Source organism: Anaerocolumna chitinilytica (assembly GCF_014218355.1).
GTDB lineage: Bacteria > Bacillota > Clostridia > Lachnospirales > Lachnospiraceae > Anaerocolumna > Anaerocolumna chitinilytica.
Genome location: NZ_AP023368.1, coordinates 4,087,609 through 4,108,160, shown reverse-complemented (window position 1 = coordinate 4,108,160; position 20,552 = coordinate 4,087,609). Strand labels below are relative to the sequence as shown.

The following is a 20,552-nucleotide window of genomic DNA, read 5'->3' as shown; positions in this document are numbered from 1 at the left end:
AGAAAAATATAAGAAAAATCATATATTATGACGATATATGTATATGTACTAAAAGCAGGAACTATGCGACAGGGAGGTCAGAATGAAGAAAATATTTATGAAACGGTGGATGGCTGTTGTATGCTGCCTGATAATAGTAGTAACAACAGTTTTACAGCCTATGTCTACAAATGAGGTCAAAGCAGCCGGCGGGGTTCAATTTGTAGTTGATTCAAAGATATGTAATCCTGATGATGAAGTCATTCTTGGAACTGCAGCGCCAAGTATTTATTTAAGAGGAGCAGACGGACAGCCTATATCGGTTGGCAGTTTTAAGCCTGGAACCGTAAAATGGGTTGTTAATAGTAAGATATACTCTATCAATACTGATGGTTCGGTCACAGAGAGTGGTACTGAGTCTAAGGTTATTTCCTTAACGAATATTGATAAAGACAGTTTGAGTGCAAAAATCAAAGTAAATGGACCGGGATATGCTTCATTAACATTGATGTATGATGATATCAATGGTGGTCACTATGCTTATTTACTTAAAATTATCGTTAATTTTAAAGTAGACGATCAAACTCTTACAAGTGTTATCAGCAGTGGAAATGCTTATGATGATAAAGTAATGTTATTTGATGTGGTTGGAGATACAAAGACCGTTTTTCTATCCTACGATGGCATATCCGGCGGCAGTTTGGATACCGCCACATTACTGTCGAACAATGCGATCTCTATTACAAGTTCAGATCCGAAAGTGGCTAGTGTTACAGGAGGAAAGATAAAGTCTGAAGGTGCTGGAATTGCAAAAATAACAGTTACCACCAATACTTCTTCCGGAGATAGCAGTGTGCCCAAACCGCTGACTGCAAGTTTTAAAGTCCTTGTGAAACCTAAGGTTAGTTCGGTTTCTCATACCGTAAGTGAAGATTCTTCTTCTGATTTTACAAATCACTTGAAAGTTCCTGGGAATATCAGCGGCACCACGACCTTCTATACAAATGCTGCGAATGCTTCCAAGCTCATATGGAGAGCTTATTATAGAACCACAACCTCTAATGGATTGTTATCCTTGACACCGATTAGCAGCCCTAACGGGATTATATCTTTTACACCAAGTCTGGTTGATAATACCCTCACCGTAAACAACGCAAAAGCGGGAAGTTACGCAATCTTGGGATATTTGGATTCAATGTATGTGCCAGATAAGATTGAAACCGGTCCGGAAGGAAATAGTATACCCTATGTGGAGCTGGATTTTAATGTTGTTCCTTCCATTCCGGCTTATATGGTTATGAGTGTTGGTGATACCTACGATGTAACGCAATATTTAAATACGGCTCAGTATAGTTATAGTTACAAATCCAGCGATGCTACCATTGCGTCTGTTTCTGTAAATGGTATAATTACAGCAAAAAGTGCCGGAGATGCCGTTATACAAGTTATAGACAATAGTACTGGTAACAAATTTACGATGAATCTTACAGTGATTGATGGTATTTCACTCAATCTGACAGAGGCTAATATCTATGTGCAAGGAACACTGGATTTAGAGGCCATAGTAACCGGTAACTCAACTGTAACCTGGTCAAGTTTGACCAACGCAAATAACGGCAGTGACGCTTCCTCGATAGCAACAGTAACTGCAAATGGAACACAGGCTGTAGTAAAAGGTGTTAGTGCAGGTACGGCATATATCGTAGCATCTATTAAGACAAGCACCGGAGTTATTAAAAAAGCCGTCTGTAAAATTACGGTTAGTAATACAGTTACACAAATTGATATTAGTCCTTCTGAAATATCTCTGAATAAACAAGAACCGGCAACTTTAAATGTTGTTTATGATCCTACCAATTTACAGTCTGTTCCGGTTAAGTGGATAAGTACGGACACAGACATTGTAAATGTAGTAAACAGCAATGGCGGATTTGTAAATATTAAGGCTGGAGACAAAGCCGGATCAGCTTTGGTTATTGCGATTAATACAGAAAACTTTATTATAGGTACCTGCAAGGTAACTGTAAAACAAAGAGTTACAGGTATTTCACTTTCTGCTACGAATCTAAGTTTATTAAAGTCAGTGGGAACTTATCAGCTTAAGGCGACTGTTACACCCAGTGATGCTACGAATACAAACGTAACTTGGAAATCCACGAATCCTACAGTTGCTACGGTAAACGACTCAGGCCTTGTCACATTATTGGCTTCTGGTTCCACCTCTATTATTGTAACCTCGGTAGATGACCCCAGCGTAACAGCTGTATGTAATCTGACAGTTGGAATTTCTATCACTGCCATTAAGCTGGATGATTCCAAGAAAGTAATGTATACCGGAGATTCCACTAAACTTTCTTATACAATTACACCTGCCAACGCAACCAATACCGATGTTACCTGGAGTACAACAGATTCCAGTGTCGCAAGCGTTGATTCAAAGGGAAATGTAAAAGCAGTAGCAGCCGGTACGGCGGTAATAATCTTAAGAACAGCAGATGGGCTTTATATGTCCACCTGTACCATCACGGTAAAAGAAAAAGCAACGGGTCTTGCTTTCGATGTAACCAGTTTGGAGCTTTACATCGGAAAGACCTATACTATAAAAGTAACACCTACACCGGCAACTGCAACAGATTATACACTGACCTGGAATTCTTTGGATGCAGCAATCGCCTCAGTAGATGCAAATGGTACTGTAACTGCAAAAGCTGTCGGAAAAACCATGATTACAGCTACCACTTCTACGGGAAGTATACTTTATTGTAATATTACTGTTAAAGCTGAAGCCACCGGCCTGCAGTTAAATTATACGGAAAAGAAGTTAGTCATCGGCGATTATTTTGACTTAAAAGCTACCATTAAACCAAGTTCTGCTGCCAGTGAAGAATCTATTATCTGGGTAAGTTCAAAGACCAGTGTAGCTACAGTTTCCTCCAACGGAAGAGTTAAGGGAATAAAAGGCGGCACAGCAGTAATCACCTGTAAAACAACTGACGGTAAGTTTACCACATTCTGTACGGTAACTGTTATAGAAAGAGTTACAAGTGTAACATTAAATAAAACCAGCTATAAGCTTGGCCTTGGTAAGACCTATACTCTGACAGCGAAGGTAAAAACCAATGCCGCCAGCAATCCAAAGCTAAAATGGGCTACCAGTAATTCAAGAGTTGTATCAGTCAGCCAAAAAGGTGAAATTACCGGCAAAATAATAGGTACAGCAACCATTACAGTAACTGCAACAGACGGAAGCGGTGAAAAGGATACAGTTGCAATTAGAGTTGTAAGAAATGCTTCCTATATCACACTAAATCGAACATCGGTAACAACGGTTGTGGGCAGAAATTTCTCATTAAAGGCAACAGTTAAGCCTACCAACGCAACATTTAGAACTGTGACCTGGAAATCCAGTGATGAATCAGTTGCAATCGTTGACTCCACCGGTAAAGTTACAGCCTTAAAGGCTGGAAATGTTACAATAAAGGCAGCAGCAAAAGATAGCAGCGGAAGATATGCGATCAGTTATGTAATCGTGCAGCCAAGAGTTCCGGCTAACAGCGTAACCATATTGAATCAGAATCTTACTATGGTTGTGGGAGAAACTGCAGTTCTTCAGAAGGCACTTAATCCTTCCACTTCAACTGATTATTCAAGCTGGGCAAGTGACAACAAAACTGTCGCTACAGTTACAACTGAGGGCAGACTGACAGCGAATAGACCTGGAATCGCCAATATTACTGTAATGACAGAATCCGGTAAAACAGCAACTACAAAAGTCACAGTTGTCGGACTTAATACAACCAATCTAATACTGGAGCAGTATTCAGACTATACATTAATGGTATTAGGAATTACAAGCGGTGTAACTTGGGATATTGCTGACTCAAGTATTGCAATTGTCACCAATGGTAAAGTTAGTACCAGAAGAGTAGGTACAACAACAATTATTGCTACTGTAAACGGAAGGCGGTTAACCTGTAAATTAACTGTTACCAAAATAAAATAGTGATATAAAATAATTTAAAATTTAATGCTTAATTTTTCTTAATTTCATAGTATACAGCCTATAGACAGCAGGATTTAATATGTCTACGGGCTGTATACATGATATTTCTATGTTCTATCTGCAATATTCTGTGAGTGTGTTTTCTTTTATATCTCCCAAATGAATTAAATCTTCTAATACTTCCCATTTATGATTCAACCATTCAAACATTTTAGTATTGTTAGAAAAATTATCGGTTATTTATTCTGATAATTAAAATTTCTTGCACAAATAATAAACTTATGCTAAACTTAATAAGAACATATGTTTTGTGTAAGCTTATTCTGGATGTTGTTAAATGCAATTCTTTACCATACAATTTAATTAATTTAAAACAAAATCCCACCCATACTTGGTTTGTCTGGGATACAGCCAGATTGAAAGTATTTAAATGCAACGTATAGCTAAACTAAGATCTGTAATATAATTTCAAACCTATAGGAGGAAGAGACTTGCTGCTCAATTTACATGTAAAGAATTTTGCTATTATCGATGAAGTAGATATTACATTGAAAGACGGCCTTAATATACTGACAGGTGAAACCGGTGCCGGTAAATCCATTATAATCGGTTCTGTTAATGTCTGCCTGGGTGGGAAGATAAGCAAAGATATTATAAGACATGGTGCGGATTATGCGTTGGTAGAACTGTTATTTGAATCAAACAACAGGGCAGTGATACAAAAGATGAAGGATTTGGACCTTCCCATAGAAGAAGGACAGATTCTCATAACCAGAAAGATTACAAATGGAAAGAGCATCAGTAAAATAAACGGTGAAACGGTAACATCGCAAAGTCTGAAAGAAATTGCAGCACTGCTAATCGACATACATGGACAACACGAGCATCAGTCACTTTTATATAAAGAGAACTATTTGGATATTATTGACCGCTATGCGAAGGAGGAAGCCGCAGCCGTTAAGCAGAACCTGGCAAGAGAGTATTATGCTTTAACAGATTTAAAGAAGCAAATGTCACAGCTCACAGTAGATGAGGACAAACGGCTAAGAGAAATTTCCTATCTCGAGTATGAAGTAAAAGAAATTAAGGAAGCCAATTTAAGGATTGGAGAAGATGAAGAACTTACAAGTGAATATAAGAAGTTGTCCAATGCCAGAATCATCGCAGAAGGACTTTCCCAGGTATATGAACATATGGGCTATCAGACATCCGGTTCAGCAGGTGATATGATTGGCAGAAGTGTCAAGCAGCTTACAAAACTGATGGATTACGACGATGAATTAAAAGGATTCTATCAACAGATATTAGACCTTGAAGCCCTTGTTAATGAATTTAACAGAAATTTATCAGAGTACACGGCGGATTTAAGTAATCATGAGGAAGATTTCAAAGAAGTAGAAGAACGCTTAAATCTTATAAATCATCTCAAAGCCAAATACGGAAATACCATACAGGATATTAAAAAGGTTGTGGATGAGGGAGAGAAGAAATTAGAGCAGTATTATCATTACGAGGAGACCTTACAAGAGTTACAGGCTAATATAGATAACCAAGAAAAGAAAGTAAGAGCTCTAAGTGAAAAGTTGTCAGAAATCAGAAGAAAAAATGCAGCGATATTGTCGGAGAGGATAAAAGAAGCTTTGGTTGATCTTAATTTCCTGGATGTAAGATTTGCTATTGAATTAACCAGAAAAGATTATTATACGCAGGATGGGTTTGATGAAGGAGAATTCCTGATATCCGTTAATCCGGGTGAAGCATTAAAAACACTTTCTAAGGTTGCTTCCGGTGGTGAGTTATCAAGAATCATGTTAGCTATTAAATCGGTTTTTGCGGACAAGGATGAAATAGAAACCTTAATTTTTGACGAGATTGATACTGGTATCAGCGGAAGAACAGCTCAGAAAGTATCCGAAAAGCTCTCACAGATATCGGGCAGTCACCAGATTATATGTATCACCCATCTGGCACAGATAGCATCTATGGCCGATGTACACTATATTATTGAAAAAAATACTGACGGAATGACTACAAAAACGGATATCAGGCAGTTAAATGAGACGGAATCCATTGAGGAAATCGCGAGAATTCTTGGTGGTGCTGTAATTACAAAAACTGTTCTTGAGAGTGCCGAGGAGATGAAACAACTTGCGAAAAAAAACAAATTAGAACGAGTTTGAAATTGCAATTTATACACATACTAAATAAGGCAAGTATTTAAGGATATACACTTGAAAGTGTATATCCTTTTTTGATTTGCAATATTGTATAGGTTTATTTGAATTACCATTTTGTGTCATTAGTATCTTTACAGATTAATAATTGTAAAATTTGTATTTCGGATAAGAATTCAGCCAATAAAGTCACGAGTGAAAGCCACATCAAATGGAAGAAAGATAGACTAATAAAATACGGATAAAGGTTAAAAATATATGTATGGTATAACAAAAATAGATGAATACGTAAGGGAGCTGATATTATGCGTAAAAAATCAATTTATAGAAGAATACTCATTCTGGCATTGTGTATAAACATAACCGTGTTGTTTTATTTTACTTATCGATATATGGACAGCAGTGTTCCGGATTCTATAAAGATTATGGTAGGAGAAAATGAAAAATTTAATTTTAAACTTCCCATGGAGGGCAGTGTTACTTCGGGGGATGTAGATGTATTGAGTGTGGATAATAAGACTGTTCCCAAGGGGTTAATAAAATTAGATTTGGGTAAGCCATTTACTATAAAATCAAGCAGTACCGGTAACTATAAGATTCATTTGAAACTATTTGGATTATTTAATTTTAAGGAAGTTAACCTTGGGGTTATTGATGAGAAAGAGGTAATTCCTTGTGGTAATCCTATTGGAATATATATCGAAACAGATGGTATTATGGTTCTTGGAACCGGTGTGATAAATGCCGCTGATGGGTTGAATTATGAGCCTGCGCTGAACAAATTAAAGACCGGTGACTATATAACAAAAATAAATGATACTGTTATTCATAATAAAGAAGAATTAATTGAAGAAATTCAACATTGTGACGGAAAAGATATAAAAGTTACCTTACGAAGAGACGATAAAATAACTGAATACAAAATTACACCGGTAAAGACAGCTGACGGGGAATATAAAATCGGCGCATGGATCAGAGACAATACACAGGGTATTGGTACTTTAACTTTTATTACAAAAGATGGACAATTCGGGGCTTTGGGCCATGGGATTACAGATATTGATACCAGCCTTTTGATGGAAATAGAGAGGGGGTACCTATATAATGCTGACATTATGACTATTATAAAGGGGAAACAAGGCGTTCCGGGAGAACTGATTGGCCTAATCAATCAAAATGAAGATGATAAGATTGGTAATATTGTCAAGAACACCAACCAAGGAATTTTTGGGGAAATCAATAATGGATTTGTAAGAGCCAATACACATGATGCTTTACCGGTAGGCTTGAAGCAGGAAATAAAAATCGGTCCAGCCACCATACTTTCCTGTGTGGAAAACCAAATTAAAGAATATAAAATTAACATTGATAAGATTGATTTAAATAGTCAAAGCCCTAATAAAGGGATGGTAATCACTATAACAGATTCCGAATTAATTAAGAAAACCGGAGGTATAGTCCAGGGTATGAGCGGAAGTCCTATTATCCAGAATGGAAAGATTATAGGTGCGGTTACTCACGTATTCATACAGGATTCTACCAAGGGGTATGGAACATTTATAGAAAATATGCTGAATAATTTATCAGATAAGTAAAAATTAACCGCAATCGACTAAATATAACGGTACAAATAAAAAACAACAGGATATAACATTAGAAAAAGAGAAGATAAAATTTAATAATTTAAAAAGAAATATTATTTCTCTAATAATCACAAAACAAAAGCCGGTATGTCGTAAATTGCGATAAGAAAGAATTGATAAAATGGAAATTAATGTATATAATATGAACATGTAAATAATTTACAAGTTATTATTTGCAGATTATTTAAATTGACTTCGCTCATCTGTATTATATTATGTAAAAGGCTGTATATTTTGTGTTGATTTACAAAATCGATAGGAAAAGTCGCGATTTTGTCAAAGAATATGGAAAATATTGACTTGGAAACAATAAAGAGTTATAATATAGTACGGATGAACTATTTACACACACATGTCGTGAAAAAGGAGGTTAAAATCACTCAAGTTAGTCAAAAATTATAAGCAAAAGGATTATTTTGGGAGGAAAACAAAGTGGGTAAGATCAATGTAGCAATTGTGGATGACAATGAAAGAATCGTAAAGCTTTTAGAAGAGATCTTGAAGGGAGACTCTGATATTGAAGTAGTTGGGACAGCTGATAATGGTATTGATGCACTGGAAGTAATAAGAGATAAGAAGCCGGATGTTGTTCTTCTGGACTTGATTATGCCTAAATTGGATGGTTTAGGTGTAATGGAGAAAGTAAGACTCGACGATAGTTTCAAAAATATTCCGGCATTCATCGTTATTACAGCAATCGGCCAGGAAGGCGTAACAGAAAATGCGTTTGAGCTTGGTGCGAGTTACTATATTATGAAGCCTTTTGATAATAACATGGTTTTAACCAGAATAAAGCAGATCAGAGGCGATTTACATAATACAAAAGTATTTGAGAATCACCGCGTCAGTACTTACGAAAGTAAGGATGACTATAAGGAAAGAAATCTGGAGTCGGATGTAACGAATATTATACATGAAATTGGGGTACCGGCTCATATTAAAGGATATCAGTATTTAAGGGATGCAATCATGATGTCAGTGAATGACAGTGAGATGTTGAACTCTATTACGAAATTGTTGTATCCTTCCATAGCGAAAAGGCATAAAACAACACCAAGCAGGGTGGAAAGAGCTATCAGACATGCTATAGAAGTAGCCTGGAGCAGAGGAAAGATGGATACAATAGATGAGCTGTTTGGCTACACGGTAAGCAACGGTAAGGGTAAACCGACAAATTCTGAATTTGTAGCGTTAATAGCTGATAAGATTAGATTAGAATATAAATTAAGAGCTTAGTAGTAAGTTATTTACTATTAGAAATTACACTGCTTCAGTAAAAGGGGGACGATTGTTTAACATCGTTTTACTGAAGCAGTTTTTTATTTTAAAATAAACTTTGCTAAAAGTGGCAAATCATGTATAATCAAATTGTACCCTAGGGTTACAGAAAAGCAGATGATAAGTATCTATGATAGAGATTAGAAAGGCAGATTTCTTAATATTCCGGAGGTAGTTATGAAAAAAATACTATTTGTAGCTTCTGAATGTGTTCCATATTTAAAGACAGGCGGTCTGGCAGATGTAGTAGGTGCTCTTCCCAAATATATCAACAAAGACGAGTTTGATGTAAGGGTCGTGCTTCCAAATTATAAGATTATACCGGAAGTCTTAAAAGAAAAGATGGTCTATAAATTGAATTTTAATATGGATCTTGCCTGGAGGAACAAATATGTAGGACTGTTTGAAATTATTGAAGACGGTATACATTATTATTTTATTGATAACGAATTTTACTTCTGTGGAAATACGGCTTATGGAAATATATATGAAGACATTGAGAAGTTCGCATACTTTTCAAAAGCAGCACTTTCCATACTCCCCCAGATTGATTTTAAACCTGACATTATACATTGCCATGACTGGCAGACCGGTTTGATACCTGTATATCTTAAAGATATATTCTCAAATAATGAGTTTTATTTGGGCATTAAATCTATTATGACTATACATAACTTGAAATTTCAAGGTGTATGGGATTTAAAGACAGTAAAGGATGTGACAGGACTTTCGGATTATTATTTTACACCGGATAAGTTAGAAGCTTATGGTGATGCAAATTATCTTAAAGGCGGAATTACCTACGCTGATGCTGTTACAACAGTCAGTAAGACCTATGCGGAAGAAATTAAGACATCCTATTATGGGGAAGGTCTAGACGGACTTATGAGGGCAAGAAGCAATTCCTTGTTGGGAATTGTTAATGGTATAGATTATGAAGAATATGACCCATCTAAAGACCCTTTCATACCATTTCATTACGATTCCAAGAATTTTAGAAAAGAAAAATCGAAGAATAAAAGGGCCTTGCAGGAAGAATTAGGACTTGCTGTAGATCCTAAGAAATTTATGATCGGAATTGTATCAAGGCTGACCGATCAAAAGGGACTGGATTTGATTGATTGTGTTATAGAAAATATCTGTGCGGAAGACACACAGTTAGTTATCGTTGGAACAGGTGAAGGAAAGTATGAGAATTTATTCAGACATTATGCCTGGAAATACGGAGACAGAGTATCGGCTAATATTTATTTTTCAGAAGAAAAAGCTCATAAAATCTATGCCGCCTGTGATGCTTTTTTAATGCCGTCATTATTTGAACCCTGCGGATTAAGTCAGTTAATCAGCCTGCGTTATGGCACTGTACCGATTGTTAGGGAGACAGGCGGATTAAAGGATACTGTTGAACCCTACGATGAATTTGAAAACACCGGGACAGGTTTTAGTTTCCATAACTATAATGCCCATGAAATGCTTTCAATATTAAATTATGCAAAAAATATTTATTATAATAAAAAGCGGGAGTGGAATAAAATAGTCGACCGTGGAATGGCGAAGGATTATTCCTGGAAGACTTCCGCACTTTTGTATGAAGAATTATACCAGAATATGTTATCCTGATGAATATAACATATTCATTTCAAGATTTACTAATTTTTAACCTGTATAAGATAGAGTCCTCTTTGAGATAATAATTTCAGATAGTGTGTTAAAACGTAGCCATTATCTTAAATTAGTAAAAGGAGGAAAATGAATTGAGTAATTTATCTAAACTTGATGTTCAAAATTTAAGACATTTATTGGTTTTTGGAGAATCCGACAAACAGAAATATCAGACCTATGCGGAGCAGTGCACAGATCCTAATGTAAAACAGTTTTTCCAAAAAGAAGTACAGTCAGCTGAACAGAAAAGACAAAAATTAGTTCAATTTCTTAAATAAGGAGGTTTCATTATGCAGGAACAGGCAATGGTAACAGATGCATTGAATTCAATTAATGCAGGATTAAAAAGTCTTGGAGATATGATATCACAAGCAGAAGATCAGGAGCTTAGGCAAACACTTCAGCAGATGAGAAATGATGCAGAGACTTGCCAGCATGAATTATATACAATAGCAAAAAATAAAAATTATTATCCTCCCTCTCAGAAAGCAACACCGGAAGAAATTAACAGCTTAAGAGGAATTGCAAGCCAGGTTTCCGGCCAGGGTGCACAGAGTGGTATGTCCGGTCAGTAAATAATATAAGAAGAATATGAAACCGGGATGGAAAGCTGCTTTGTAAAAGAGGTATTTCCTCCTTACAAAGGCAGCTCCTTTTCCTGGTAATAGTTGTGTTTAAAGGTCAGTAAACATCATAAGAGAGTGTTAATAATTACCTATTGTGGTTTAGCAAGCGGTAAAATGCACAAAGAAATATATCCAAAAAAAGTTTTTGTGAAGTATCTATTAATCTTAAACCATTTTCTATTTTACACTTGATATTTTTCTTCAAAAAAGGTAAAATAATATGTGTTTGAGAAAAATTTGTCAATCAAGTAGGTTAATAGCTGTCGCTCCTACATAAAGTGATTTGGGCATCATGGCAGCATATTATAAATTAACAATTAGGAGGAATAAAAATGGCAGTAAAAGTAGCAATTAATGGTTTTGGACGTATTGGACGTCTTGCATTCAGACAGATGTTTGGAGCAGAAGGATATGAAGTTGTAGCTATCAATGACTTAACAAATCCCAAGATGCTTGCACACTTATTAAAATATGATACAGCACAGGGAAGATACGCTTTAGCAGACAAAGTAGAAGCTAAAGAATCTTCAATCGTTGTTGACGGTAAAGAAATCAAAATCTATGCTGAGAAAAATGCAGCAGATCTTCCTTGGGGAGAAATCGGAGTAGATGTTGTACTTGAGTGTACAGGCTTCTATGTATCCAAAGCAAAATCTCAGGCACACATCGATGCAGGCGCTAAGAAGGTTGTAATCTCTGCTCCCGCAGGTGATGATCTTCCTACTGTTGTATTCGGCGTTAACGAAAAAACATTAACTGCAGCAGATACAATCATCTCCGCAGCTTCTTGTACAACAAACTGCTTAGCTCCTATGGCTAAGACATTAAATGACTTATCTGAAATCGAAAAAGGTTTCATGACAACAATTCACTCCTATACTGGTGACCAGATGACATTAGATGGTCCTCATCCTAAGGGAGATTTAAGAAGAGCTCGTGCAGCTGCTGAAAACATCGTTCCTAACTCAACTGGTGCTGCTAAAGCAATCGGTCTTGTTATTCCTGAGTTAGCAGGTAAATTAGATGGCGCAGCTCAGCGTGTACCTACCCCTACCGGTTCTATCACAGAATTAGTAGCTGTTTGCAAAACTAAAGTATCCAAAGATGATGTAAACGCAGCTATGAAAGCAGCAGCAAATGCTTCTTTCGGTTACACAACAGAAGAATTAGTATCTTCCGATATCATCGGTATTAGTGAAGGTTCTTTATTCGATGCAACTCAGACAAAGGTTACACCTCTTGATGGAGATAAGACTTTAGTTAAAGTTGTTGCTTGGTATGACAATGAAAATTCTTACACAAGCCAGATGGTAAGAACAATCAAATATTTTGCTGAATTAGCATAATACCAACTGTAATTTCATAATTTATTGATCCTATTTTGGGTCCGGTCTTTGAAAAAGTCGAGGAACGTTTACCGAACCCCATGACTTCTTAAAGATACGGACCCTTTTTATGTATACATCAATATTAATATGTAACATCATATTGAAAGTTGAAAGGAGCAATTTTATGCTTAATAAGAAATCTGTTGATGATATCAATGTAAAAGGAAAAAGAGTCCTTGTTCGCTGTGATTTTAATGTACCCTTACAGGAAGGCAAAATTACTGATGAAAACCGTCTGGTAGCAGCTCTTCCTACAATCAAGAAATTGATTAATGATGGCGGAAAGGTTATCCTTTGCTCTCATCTTGGAAAACCCAAGGGTGAGCCCAAGCCTGAATTATCATTAGCTCCTGTGGCAGCAAGACTTACAGAACTGTTAGGACAGCCTGTAACTTTTGCAGCAGATGCTACAGTAGTTGGCGAGAATGCAAAGAAGGCAGTAGCTGAAATGAAGGACGGAGATGTTGTTCTTCTTGAAAATACCCGTTACAGAGCAGAAGAGACAAAGAATGTAGATGCATTCAGCGAAGACCTTGCTTCCATCTGTGATGTATTCGTGAATGATGCATTCGGTACAGCACATAGAGCTCACTGCTCTAATGTAGGTATCACAAAATATGTTGATACAGCAGTTGTAGGATATTTAATGCAGAAGGAAATTGATTTCCTTGGTAATGCCGTAAATAACCCTGAGAGACCTTTCGTAGCAATCCTTGGCGGTTCCAAGGTTTCCAGTAAGATTTCTGTAATCAATAACCTGCTTGATAAAGTTGATACTCTTATCATTGGTGGAGGTATGGCATATACATTCATGAAAGCAATGGGTGAGGAAATCGGCAGCTCCATGTTAGAGGCAGATTACCTTGACTATGCAAAAGAAATGATTGAGAAAGCAGCAGCTAAAGGTGTTAAACTTTTAATTCCTGTTGATACAGTAGAAGCAAAAGAATTCAATAATGACGCAGAATTTAAGACTGTAACCAGTGAAGAAGGAATTGATGAAGGCTGGCTTGGACTTGATATCGGAGAAAAGACCTGCAAGCTCTATGAAGACGCATTAAAAGATGCTAAGACAGTTGTTTGGAATGGACCTATGGGCGTATTTGAAATGTCAAACTTCGCAAAAGGTACTATTGCAGTTGCTAAAGCTCTTGCTGATCTTGATGCTGTTACAATCATCGGTGGTGGTGATTCTGCAGCAGCTGTAAATATCTTAGGCTTTGGAGATAAGATGACACATATCTCTACAGGCGGCGGTGCTTCTCTTGAATTCCTGGAAGGAAAAGAACTTCCCGGTGTAGCAGCAGCTAACGATAAATAATGATAGGAAGAAGCAGGGACTGGCAGAGTTAAATGCCTGACAGTCCCTTTTCTTGATGAAAAAGGAGAAAAGTTATGCGCAAAAAAATTATTGCTGGCAACTGGAAGATGAATAAGACTCCCAGTGAGACCGTAACACTTATCAATCAGTTAAAACCCCTTGTAGCTACAGAGGAAGCAGATGTTATATTCTGTGTTCCTGCCATTTCCTTAACAACAGCTGTTGAAGCAGCAAAAGGTTCCAATATTCAAATCGGTGCTGAAAATATGCATTTTGAAGAAAACGGAGCTTATACAGGTGAAATCGCTCCGGGAATGCTTGATGATATCGGTGTTCGTTATGTTATAATCGGACATTCCGAAAGAAGAGAATATTTTGCTGAAACAGATGTAACTGTAAATAAGAAAGTATTAAAGGCATTTGAACACGGTATTACTCCAATTGTTTGCTGCGGAGAATCTCTTACACAGAGAGAGCAGGGCGTAACCATTGATTTTATCCGTCAGCAGATTAAGATAGCATTCTTAAATGTAACTCCGGATCAGGCAAAGACAGCAGTTATCGCTTACGAGCCTATCTGGGCTATCGGAACCGGTAAGGTTGCAACCTCCGCACAGGCACAGGAAGTTTGCAAAGCTATTCGTGATTGTATTGCAGAAATTTATGATACCGATACAGCAGCAGCTATCAGAATACAGTACGGCGGCAGTGTAACAGCAGATTCTGCAGCTGAGTTATTCTCTCAGCCGGATATTGATGGCGGCCTTGTTGGCGGAGCCAGCTTAAAACCGGATTTTGGTAAAATTGTTAACTATAAATAAACTGTATTGAAAATGCTTTTCAAAAACTTGCACTTTCATAAAATTGGTATATAATGAAGTTATACTACAGGAGAATAATTTTCCTGTATAGGTTCTGCATCATAACTCTTTGCTAAATATTATATTTAAGGAAGTTGGAATGTAGCTGGACGATTTTTAGATTTAATTGATATACCATCTTATACAGGGTGAATAATCCTGTGTAAGAATTCGCAGTTATATACTGCTTGAAATTATTGAAAATGGCCCGCAGATATTGGCAGGATCTAGAATTCTTTCTGTGAGCATTCGGAAAAGGAGCATTCATATGAGTAAAAAACCTACAGTATTAATGATATTAGATGGTTATGGATTAAATGATAAGACAGAGGGCAATGCAATTAAATTAGCAAAAAGGCCTGTAATGGATAAAATAATGGCGGAGTATCCTTGGGAAAAAGGATATGCCAGCGGTCTGGCAGTAGGACTTCCGGATGGTCAGATGGGTAATTCCGAAGTTGGTCATCTGAATATGGGTGCCGGAAGAATTATTTATCAGGAGTTAACAAGAATTACAAAAGAAATCCAGGATGGAGATTTCTTTCAGAATGAAGCATTAAAGCAGGCAATGGAAAACTGCAAAGTAAATAATTCGGATCTTCATTTATTCGGCCTTTTATCTGATGGCGGTGTACACAGCCATATCACACATGTCTATGGTTTACTGGAGATGGCTAAAAGAGAAGGCATTCAGAATGTTTATGTGCATGCTTTCTTAGATGGAAGAGATACTCCTCCGACTTCCGGTAAAGGTTATGTTATTGCTCTGGAAGAGAAAATGCAAGAACTTGGAGTTGGTAAGGTTGCTTCTGTTATGGGACGTTACTACGCTATGGACCGTGACAATCGTTGGGATAGAGTAGAAAAAGCTTACCGTGCTTTAGCTAATGGTGAAGGAGTAGAGGCAGTAAGCGCCCCGGAAGCTATTCAGGCTTCTTATGATAAAGAAGTAAATGATGAATTTGTAGTACCTGCAGTAGTGACAGAGAATGGTAAACCGGTTGCTGTAATAAAAGAAAAAGATTCCGTAATTTTCTTTAACTTCAGACCTGACCGTGCAAGGGAAATAACCAGAGCATTCTGTGATGATGAATTTACAGGCTTTGTAAGAGCTAAGGGCAGAATGGATTTAACGTATGTATGCTTTACCGATTATGATGTTACCATTGGACATAAATTAGTTGCTTTCCATAAAGTTGGAATTAATCATACCTTTGGAGAATTTCTTGCTGAGAATAATTTAAAACAGCTTAGAATTGCAGAGACTGAAAAATATGCCCATGTAACCTTCTTCTTTAATGGTGGTGTGGAAGTGCCGAACGAAGGTGAAGAGAGAATTCTCGTTAGTTCTCCTAAAGTTGCAACTTATGATTTACAGCCTGAAATGAGCGCTTACACAGTAGCTGAAAAATTAGTTGAAGCAATTGAATCCTTAAAATATGATGTTATTATCGTTAACTTTGCAAATCCTGATATGGTTGGTCACACCGGTATTGTTGAAGCGGCTGTGAAAGCGGTAGAAGCAATTGATGATTGTGTGGGCAAGGTATATGATGCTCTGATTAAAGTTAACGGCCAGATGTTTATCTGTGCAGACCATGGAAATGTAGAACAATTAATCGATTATGAGACAGGTGAACCTTTTACAGCTCATACCACCAATCCTGTTCCTTTTATTCTTGTAAATTATGATAAGGAATACGGTTTAAAAGAAGGCGGATGCCTGGCTGATATCGCACCGACCCTTATAGAGATGATGGGTATGACAAAACCTGTTGAAATGACCGGAAAATCACTGTTAATCAAAAAATAAGCTTAAGAGGTTGTCTTTTTTATAGACCTGTGTTATAATCAAAATAGTGCGTTAGGAGGTGTCGTAATGGAAGTATTAAAAATAATCGTAACTATTATATTTGTGCTCGCGTGCCTTGCATTATCCGTATGTGTATTAGCACAGGAAGGTAAATCTGCCGGTCTTTCCGGTTCTATCAGTGGTTTAGCAGATACTTATTGGGGCAAGAACAGAAGTAGATCCAAGGAAGGTGGTTTATTAAAAGCAACCATCGCTCTTAGTGTTATTTTCTTCGTTTTCTCCATCGTTTTAAATGTTATATAATTAAACTTCAAGATAGGTTGATAGAAACATCCTTGAACCCATATGGTTTCAAGGATGTTTTTTATTTTATAAATTTTTATGCTGTTAATGTTCAGCACTAGCGTTAATCATGGGATATAGAAAAATACAGTATTAAATACAGGAGAATTATGGTATACTTAGAATAATAATCTAGTAGAATGGCACTAATTGAATATAAAATTATATAACCCTGATGATTTTATAATTAAAAATTATGGAATACTAATTCTGAAGTTTATTTAAGCTGAATAATCATGACATTGCATTTAAAAAGAAAGAGGATATATGGATAAAATATTATTAGAAGAAAGAAAAAAAATTCTGCTTGAATTTATAAGCAGTACAGAATACAAACCAATGAAATTAAAAGAAATGGCGACAATTTTGCAGGTACCAAGAAATGAAAAAAGTGATTTCAGAGAAGTACTGGAAGCTTTAGCCGCTGATGGTAAAATTGAGGCGGATAATGCAGGCAAATACAGGGTATCGGATAATAATACAAAAACTGGAACATTTTCAGGTACTCAGAGGGGGTTTGGATTTGTAATAGTCGAAGGGGAAGAGGATGATATCTTTATACCGGAGAATGCTACAAAAGGGGCTCTTCATAATGACAAGGTACTTGTAAGTGTAAGAGAAGGGCAAAAAGGTAAAAGAAAAGAAGGAGAAGTCCTTCGGATATTGGAGCGCAGTAATTCAACCGTTGTAGGTACCTTTGAACAAAGCAAGAATTATGGATTTGTTATTCCCGATAATACCAAATTCGGGAAAGATATCTTTATTCAAAAGGAGCATACCAAAGGGGCTGTTAACGGACATAAAGTAGTTGTGAAACTTACGAACTTTGGCGATAAACTAAAGAACCCGGAAGGTAAAATCATAGAAATTCTGGGCCATATCAATGACCCGGGAGTTGATATCAAGTCGGTTATCGCAGCTTATAATCTGCCCTTGGAGTTTCCGAAAGAAGTGTTAGATCAAGTAGAGACAACAGAAGAAGAAATTGATAAAGCGGAGCTTGTTGGACGAACAGATTTAAGAAACCTTCCTACGGTAACAATTGACGGAGAAGATGCAAAAGATTTGGATGACGCCATTACTCTTTCAAAAGAAGGTAATATCTATCATCTGGGTGTTCATATTGCGGACGTTTCCCATTACGTAAGGGAGAATACGCCTTTGGATAAGGAAGCATTAAGCCGTGGAACCAGCGTGTATTTAGTGGATCGTGTAATCCCGATGCTGCCTCATAAATTATCTAACGGAATCTGCTCCCTGAATGCAGGCAGTGACAGATTAGCTTTAAGTTGTATCATGGATATAGATGATAAAGGTACGGTAATCGGACATGAAATTGCAGAAACAGTTATTTGTGTAGACAGGCGAATGACTTATACAAGTGTTAAGAAGATACTGGAAGAGGAAGATGAAGCGGAAATAGAAAAATATGAGGATTTTGTTCCGATGTTTCGATTGATGGAAGAACTGGCAGAAATCCTTAGGGAAAAGAGGAGTAAAAGAGGTTCAATTGACTTTGATTTTCCGGAAAGTAAGATTGTATTAGATAAAGATGGGCGTCCAATTGATATTAAGCCTTATGACAGAAATAAAGCAACGAAGATAATAGAAGATTTCATGTTAATAGCGAATGAAACTGTTGCAGAGGATTATTTCTGGCAGGAGATTCCATTCGTATATCGTGTGCATGAAAATCCCGATTCCGACAGAATCAAGGAATTAGGTATCTTTATCAATAACTTTGGTTACAGTATACGAATTAACCAGGAGGATATCCATCCGAAAGAATTACAGAAGCTCTTACGTAAAATCGAAGGCACAAGTGAAGAAGCATTAATAAGCAGGCTTACCCTGCGTTCTATGAAACGTGCCAAATATTCTTCTGAGAGTGATGGACATTTTGGACTGGCAGCAAAGTATTACTGCCACTTTACCTCTCCAATAAGAAGATATCCGGATTTGCAGATACACCGAATCATTAAGGAGAACTTAAGAGGGAAGCTGAGTGATACACGCTACAACCACTATGATAAGATACTTCCCGATGTAGCCAGACAGGCTAGTATCACGGAACGCAGAGCAGATGATGCGGAACGGGATGTTCTAAAACTTAAAAAGGTAGAGTATATGAGTGACCATATCGGTGAAGAATTTGAAGGTGTTATATCCGGTATTACAAACTGGGGTATGTATGTAGAATTACCGAATACCGTCGAAGGACTTGTTAGAGTATCAGATATGGAGGATGATTTCTATGTTTACGACGAGGAAAAATACTCTATGACGGGGGAGCATACTAGAAAGAGCTATAAACTTGGTCAAAAAGTTCGGGTTGAAGTTGTAGATACCGATAAATGGCAGAAAGTGATAGACTTTAGATTAATAGAAGAACTGTAAAGGTATGAGGTTAGTTGATATTGTAAGTTTATACTTTAACTAACATTAGTGCTAAGGAATGCCGGTAGCAAGTAAAGCTTGCAGGAAAATATAGTTGTTAGTATAAAATCGGGAGATAATGTATATGGCAAAAGACAGTATCAAAATGATAGCAAACAATAAAAAAGCCAGATTTGACTTCTTCATTGAAGAAACCTTTGAGGCAGGTATTGTATTGCATGGAACAGAGGTAAAATCCTTGAGAATGGGAAAATGCAGCGTAAAAGAGTCCTTTATCCGTATTGAAAACGGAGAAGTATATATTTACGGCATGCATATCAGTCCTTATGAAAAAGGTAATATTTTTAATAAGGATCCTCTCAGAATTAAAAAGCTATTGCTTCATAATTATGAAATTAATAAAATGATGGGTAAGGTGGCACAAAAAGGATACACAGTTGTGCCCCTGACCGTTTACTTAAAAGGCAGTCTTGTAAAGGTAGAGATAGGTCTGGCACGAGGCAAAAAGCTTTATGATAAGAGAGAAGATATAGCGAAAAAAGATCAGAGAAGAGAAGCAGAGAAGGATTTTAAAGTCAAGAATCTATATTAATAGTAAGGGTAAGCTATTGCTGTCGTGGAGTGTATGGAAACTTAAACATTTCAGACAGTATAGTTTACCCTTATTTTAAGGGATTCAATGACACCAGTGCAAAGAAGTTATAACGATAGAAGGTCCGGCATTCAGAAACATAATTTTGGGTGTATGATTAATGAACTGGTCGACAATGCAGCCTCTTTTCCGAACAGCCAATTCTGTACTCGCACATTGTCCGAAGTCGCAGTAGCAGGCACATATACTGTCTAGAAAGGGATTTTCTTCATTTCCATAACAGACCTTCTTGCATTCACCAATTAGAAGACAAAATTCCTCTCTACGACAGATACAGCCTACACAATCTCTTTCTCTGACCGTTAAGGTCACATTCAGGTTGGCACAGGTATTGTTAATAAACTCTTTTATTCCCTCCATAAGCCACCTCCATACATATTGTCAAAACAATCGACACATTTATAGTATTGATAA

Annotated in this window: 15 protein-coding genes; 14 read left to right on the top strand and 1 reads right to left on the bottom strand. The window is 36.9% G+C overall.

Annotated features, from left to right (window positions below; genetic code table 11):
• Positions 1–82 precede the first annotated feature (82 nt).
• The 14 genes from bsdcttw_RS17825 to smpB all read left to right on the top strand — a co-directional run bounded on the left by bsdcttw_RS17825 (position 83) and on the right by smpB (position 20,078).
• Entirely contained in the window at positions 83–3,982 is a 3,900-nt protein-coding gene (locus bsdcttw_RS17825; RefSeq protein WP_185256172.1) for an Ig-like domain-containing protein, read from the top strand.
• A gap of 491 nt (positions 3,983–4,473) precedes the next feature.
• The gene (gene recN / locus bsdcttw_RS17820) at positions 4,474–6,162 is read left to right on the top strand and encodes a DNA repair protein RecN (RefSeq protein WP_185256171.1); all 1,689 of its coding nucleotides are present in this window, start codon (positions 4,474–4,476) and stop codon (positions 6,160–6,162) included.
• 299 nt (positions 6,163–6,461) lie between these two features.
• The gene (gene spoIVB, locus bsdcttw_RS17815; protein ID WP_185256170.1) at positions 6,462–7,751 is read left to right on the top strand and encodes a SpoIVB peptidase; all 1,290 of its coding nucleotides are present in this window, start codon (positions 6,462–6,464) and stop codon (positions 7,749–7,751) included.
• Between the two features lie 480 nt (positions 7,752–8,231).
• Positions 8,232–9,035: a sporulation transcription factor Spo0A gene (gene spo0A / locus bsdcttw_RS17810; protein WP_185256169.1), complete on the top strand. Its 804-nt coding sequence runs from the start codon at positions 8,232–8,234 to the stop codon at positions 9,033–9,035.
• 219 nt (positions 9,036–9,254) lie between these two features.
• Positions 9,255–10,697 (top strand): glycogen synthase GlgA, encoded by a 1,443-nt coding sequence (gene glgA, locus bsdcttw_RS17805; RefSeq protein ID WP_185256168.1) that lies wholly within the window; start codon positions 9,255–9,257, stop codon positions 10,695–10,697.
• A gap of 134 nt (positions 10,698–10,831) precedes the next feature.
• Positions 10,832–11,017, top strand: coding sequence for a hypothetical protein (locus bsdcttw_RS17800; RefSeq protein ID WP_185256167.1), 186 nt, complete (start codon positions 10,832–10,834; stop codon positions 11,015–11,017).
• Between the two features lie 12 nt (positions 11,018–11,029).
• Complete coding sequence (locus tag bsdcttw_RS17795) at positions 11,030–11,314, top strand: spore coat protein (protein ID WP_185256166.1); 285 nt, start codon at positions 11,030–11,032, stop codon at positions 11,312–11,314.
• Between the two features lie 383 nt (positions 11,315–11,697).
• On the top strand, positions 11,698–12,711 hold the full coding sequence (gene gap, locus bsdcttw_RS17790) for a type I glyceraldehyde-3-phosphate dehydrogenase (RefSeq protein WP_185256165.1): 1,014 nt from the start codon (positions 11,698–11,700) through the stop codon (positions 12,709–12,711).
• 166 nt (positions 12,712–12,877) lie between these two features.
• Positions 12,878–14,074, top strand: coding sequence for a phosphoglycerate kinase (locus bsdcttw_RS17785; RefSeq protein WP_185256164.1), 1,197 nt, complete (start codon positions 12,878–12,880; stop codon positions 14,072–14,074).
• 74 nt (positions 14,075–14,148) lie between these two features.
• A complete protein-coding gene (gene tpiA / locus bsdcttw_RS17780) occupies positions 14,149–14,895 on the top strand; it encodes a triose-phosphate isomerase (protein WP_185256163.1) in 747 nt (248 codons plus the stop codon).
• A 307-nt stretch (positions 14,896–15,202) separates the two neighbouring features.
• A complete protein-coding gene (gene gpmI / locus bsdcttw_RS17775) occupies positions 15,203–16,747 on the top strand; it encodes a 2,3-bisphosphoglycerate-independent phosphoglycerate mutase (RefSeq protein ID WP_185256162.1) in 1,545 nt (514 codons plus the stop codon).
• Positions 16,748–16,813: 66 nt separating this feature from the next.
• Entirely contained in the window at positions 16,814–17,050 is a 237-nt protein-coding gene (gene secG / locus bsdcttw_RS17770) for a preprotein translocase subunit SecG (protein ID WP_185256161.1), read from the top strand.
• A 306-nt stretch (positions 17,051–17,356) separates the two neighbouring features.
• On the top strand, positions 17,357–19,486 hold the full coding sequence (rnr, locus tag bsdcttw_RS17765; protein WP_185256160.1) for a ribonuclease R: 2,130 nt from the start codon (positions 17,357–17,359) through the stop codon (positions 19,484–19,486).
• A gap of 124 nt (positions 19,487–19,610) precedes the next feature.
• Positions 19,611–20,078, top strand: coding sequence for an SsrA-binding protein SmpB (gene smpB, locus bsdcttw_RS17760; protein ID WP_185256159.1), 468 nt, complete (start codon positions 19,611–19,613; stop codon positions 20,076–20,078).
• A gap of 84 nt (positions 20,079–20,162) precedes the next feature.
• Here smpB and bsdcttw_RS17755 read toward each other — a convergent pair whose 3' ends face one another.
• Positions 20,163–20,498, bottom strand: a complete 336-nt coding sequence (locus bsdcttw_RS17755; protein WP_185256158.1) for a hypothetical protein — start codon at positions 20,496–20,498, stop codon at positions 20,163–20,165.
• Positions 20,499–20,552 lie beyond the last annotated feature (54 nt).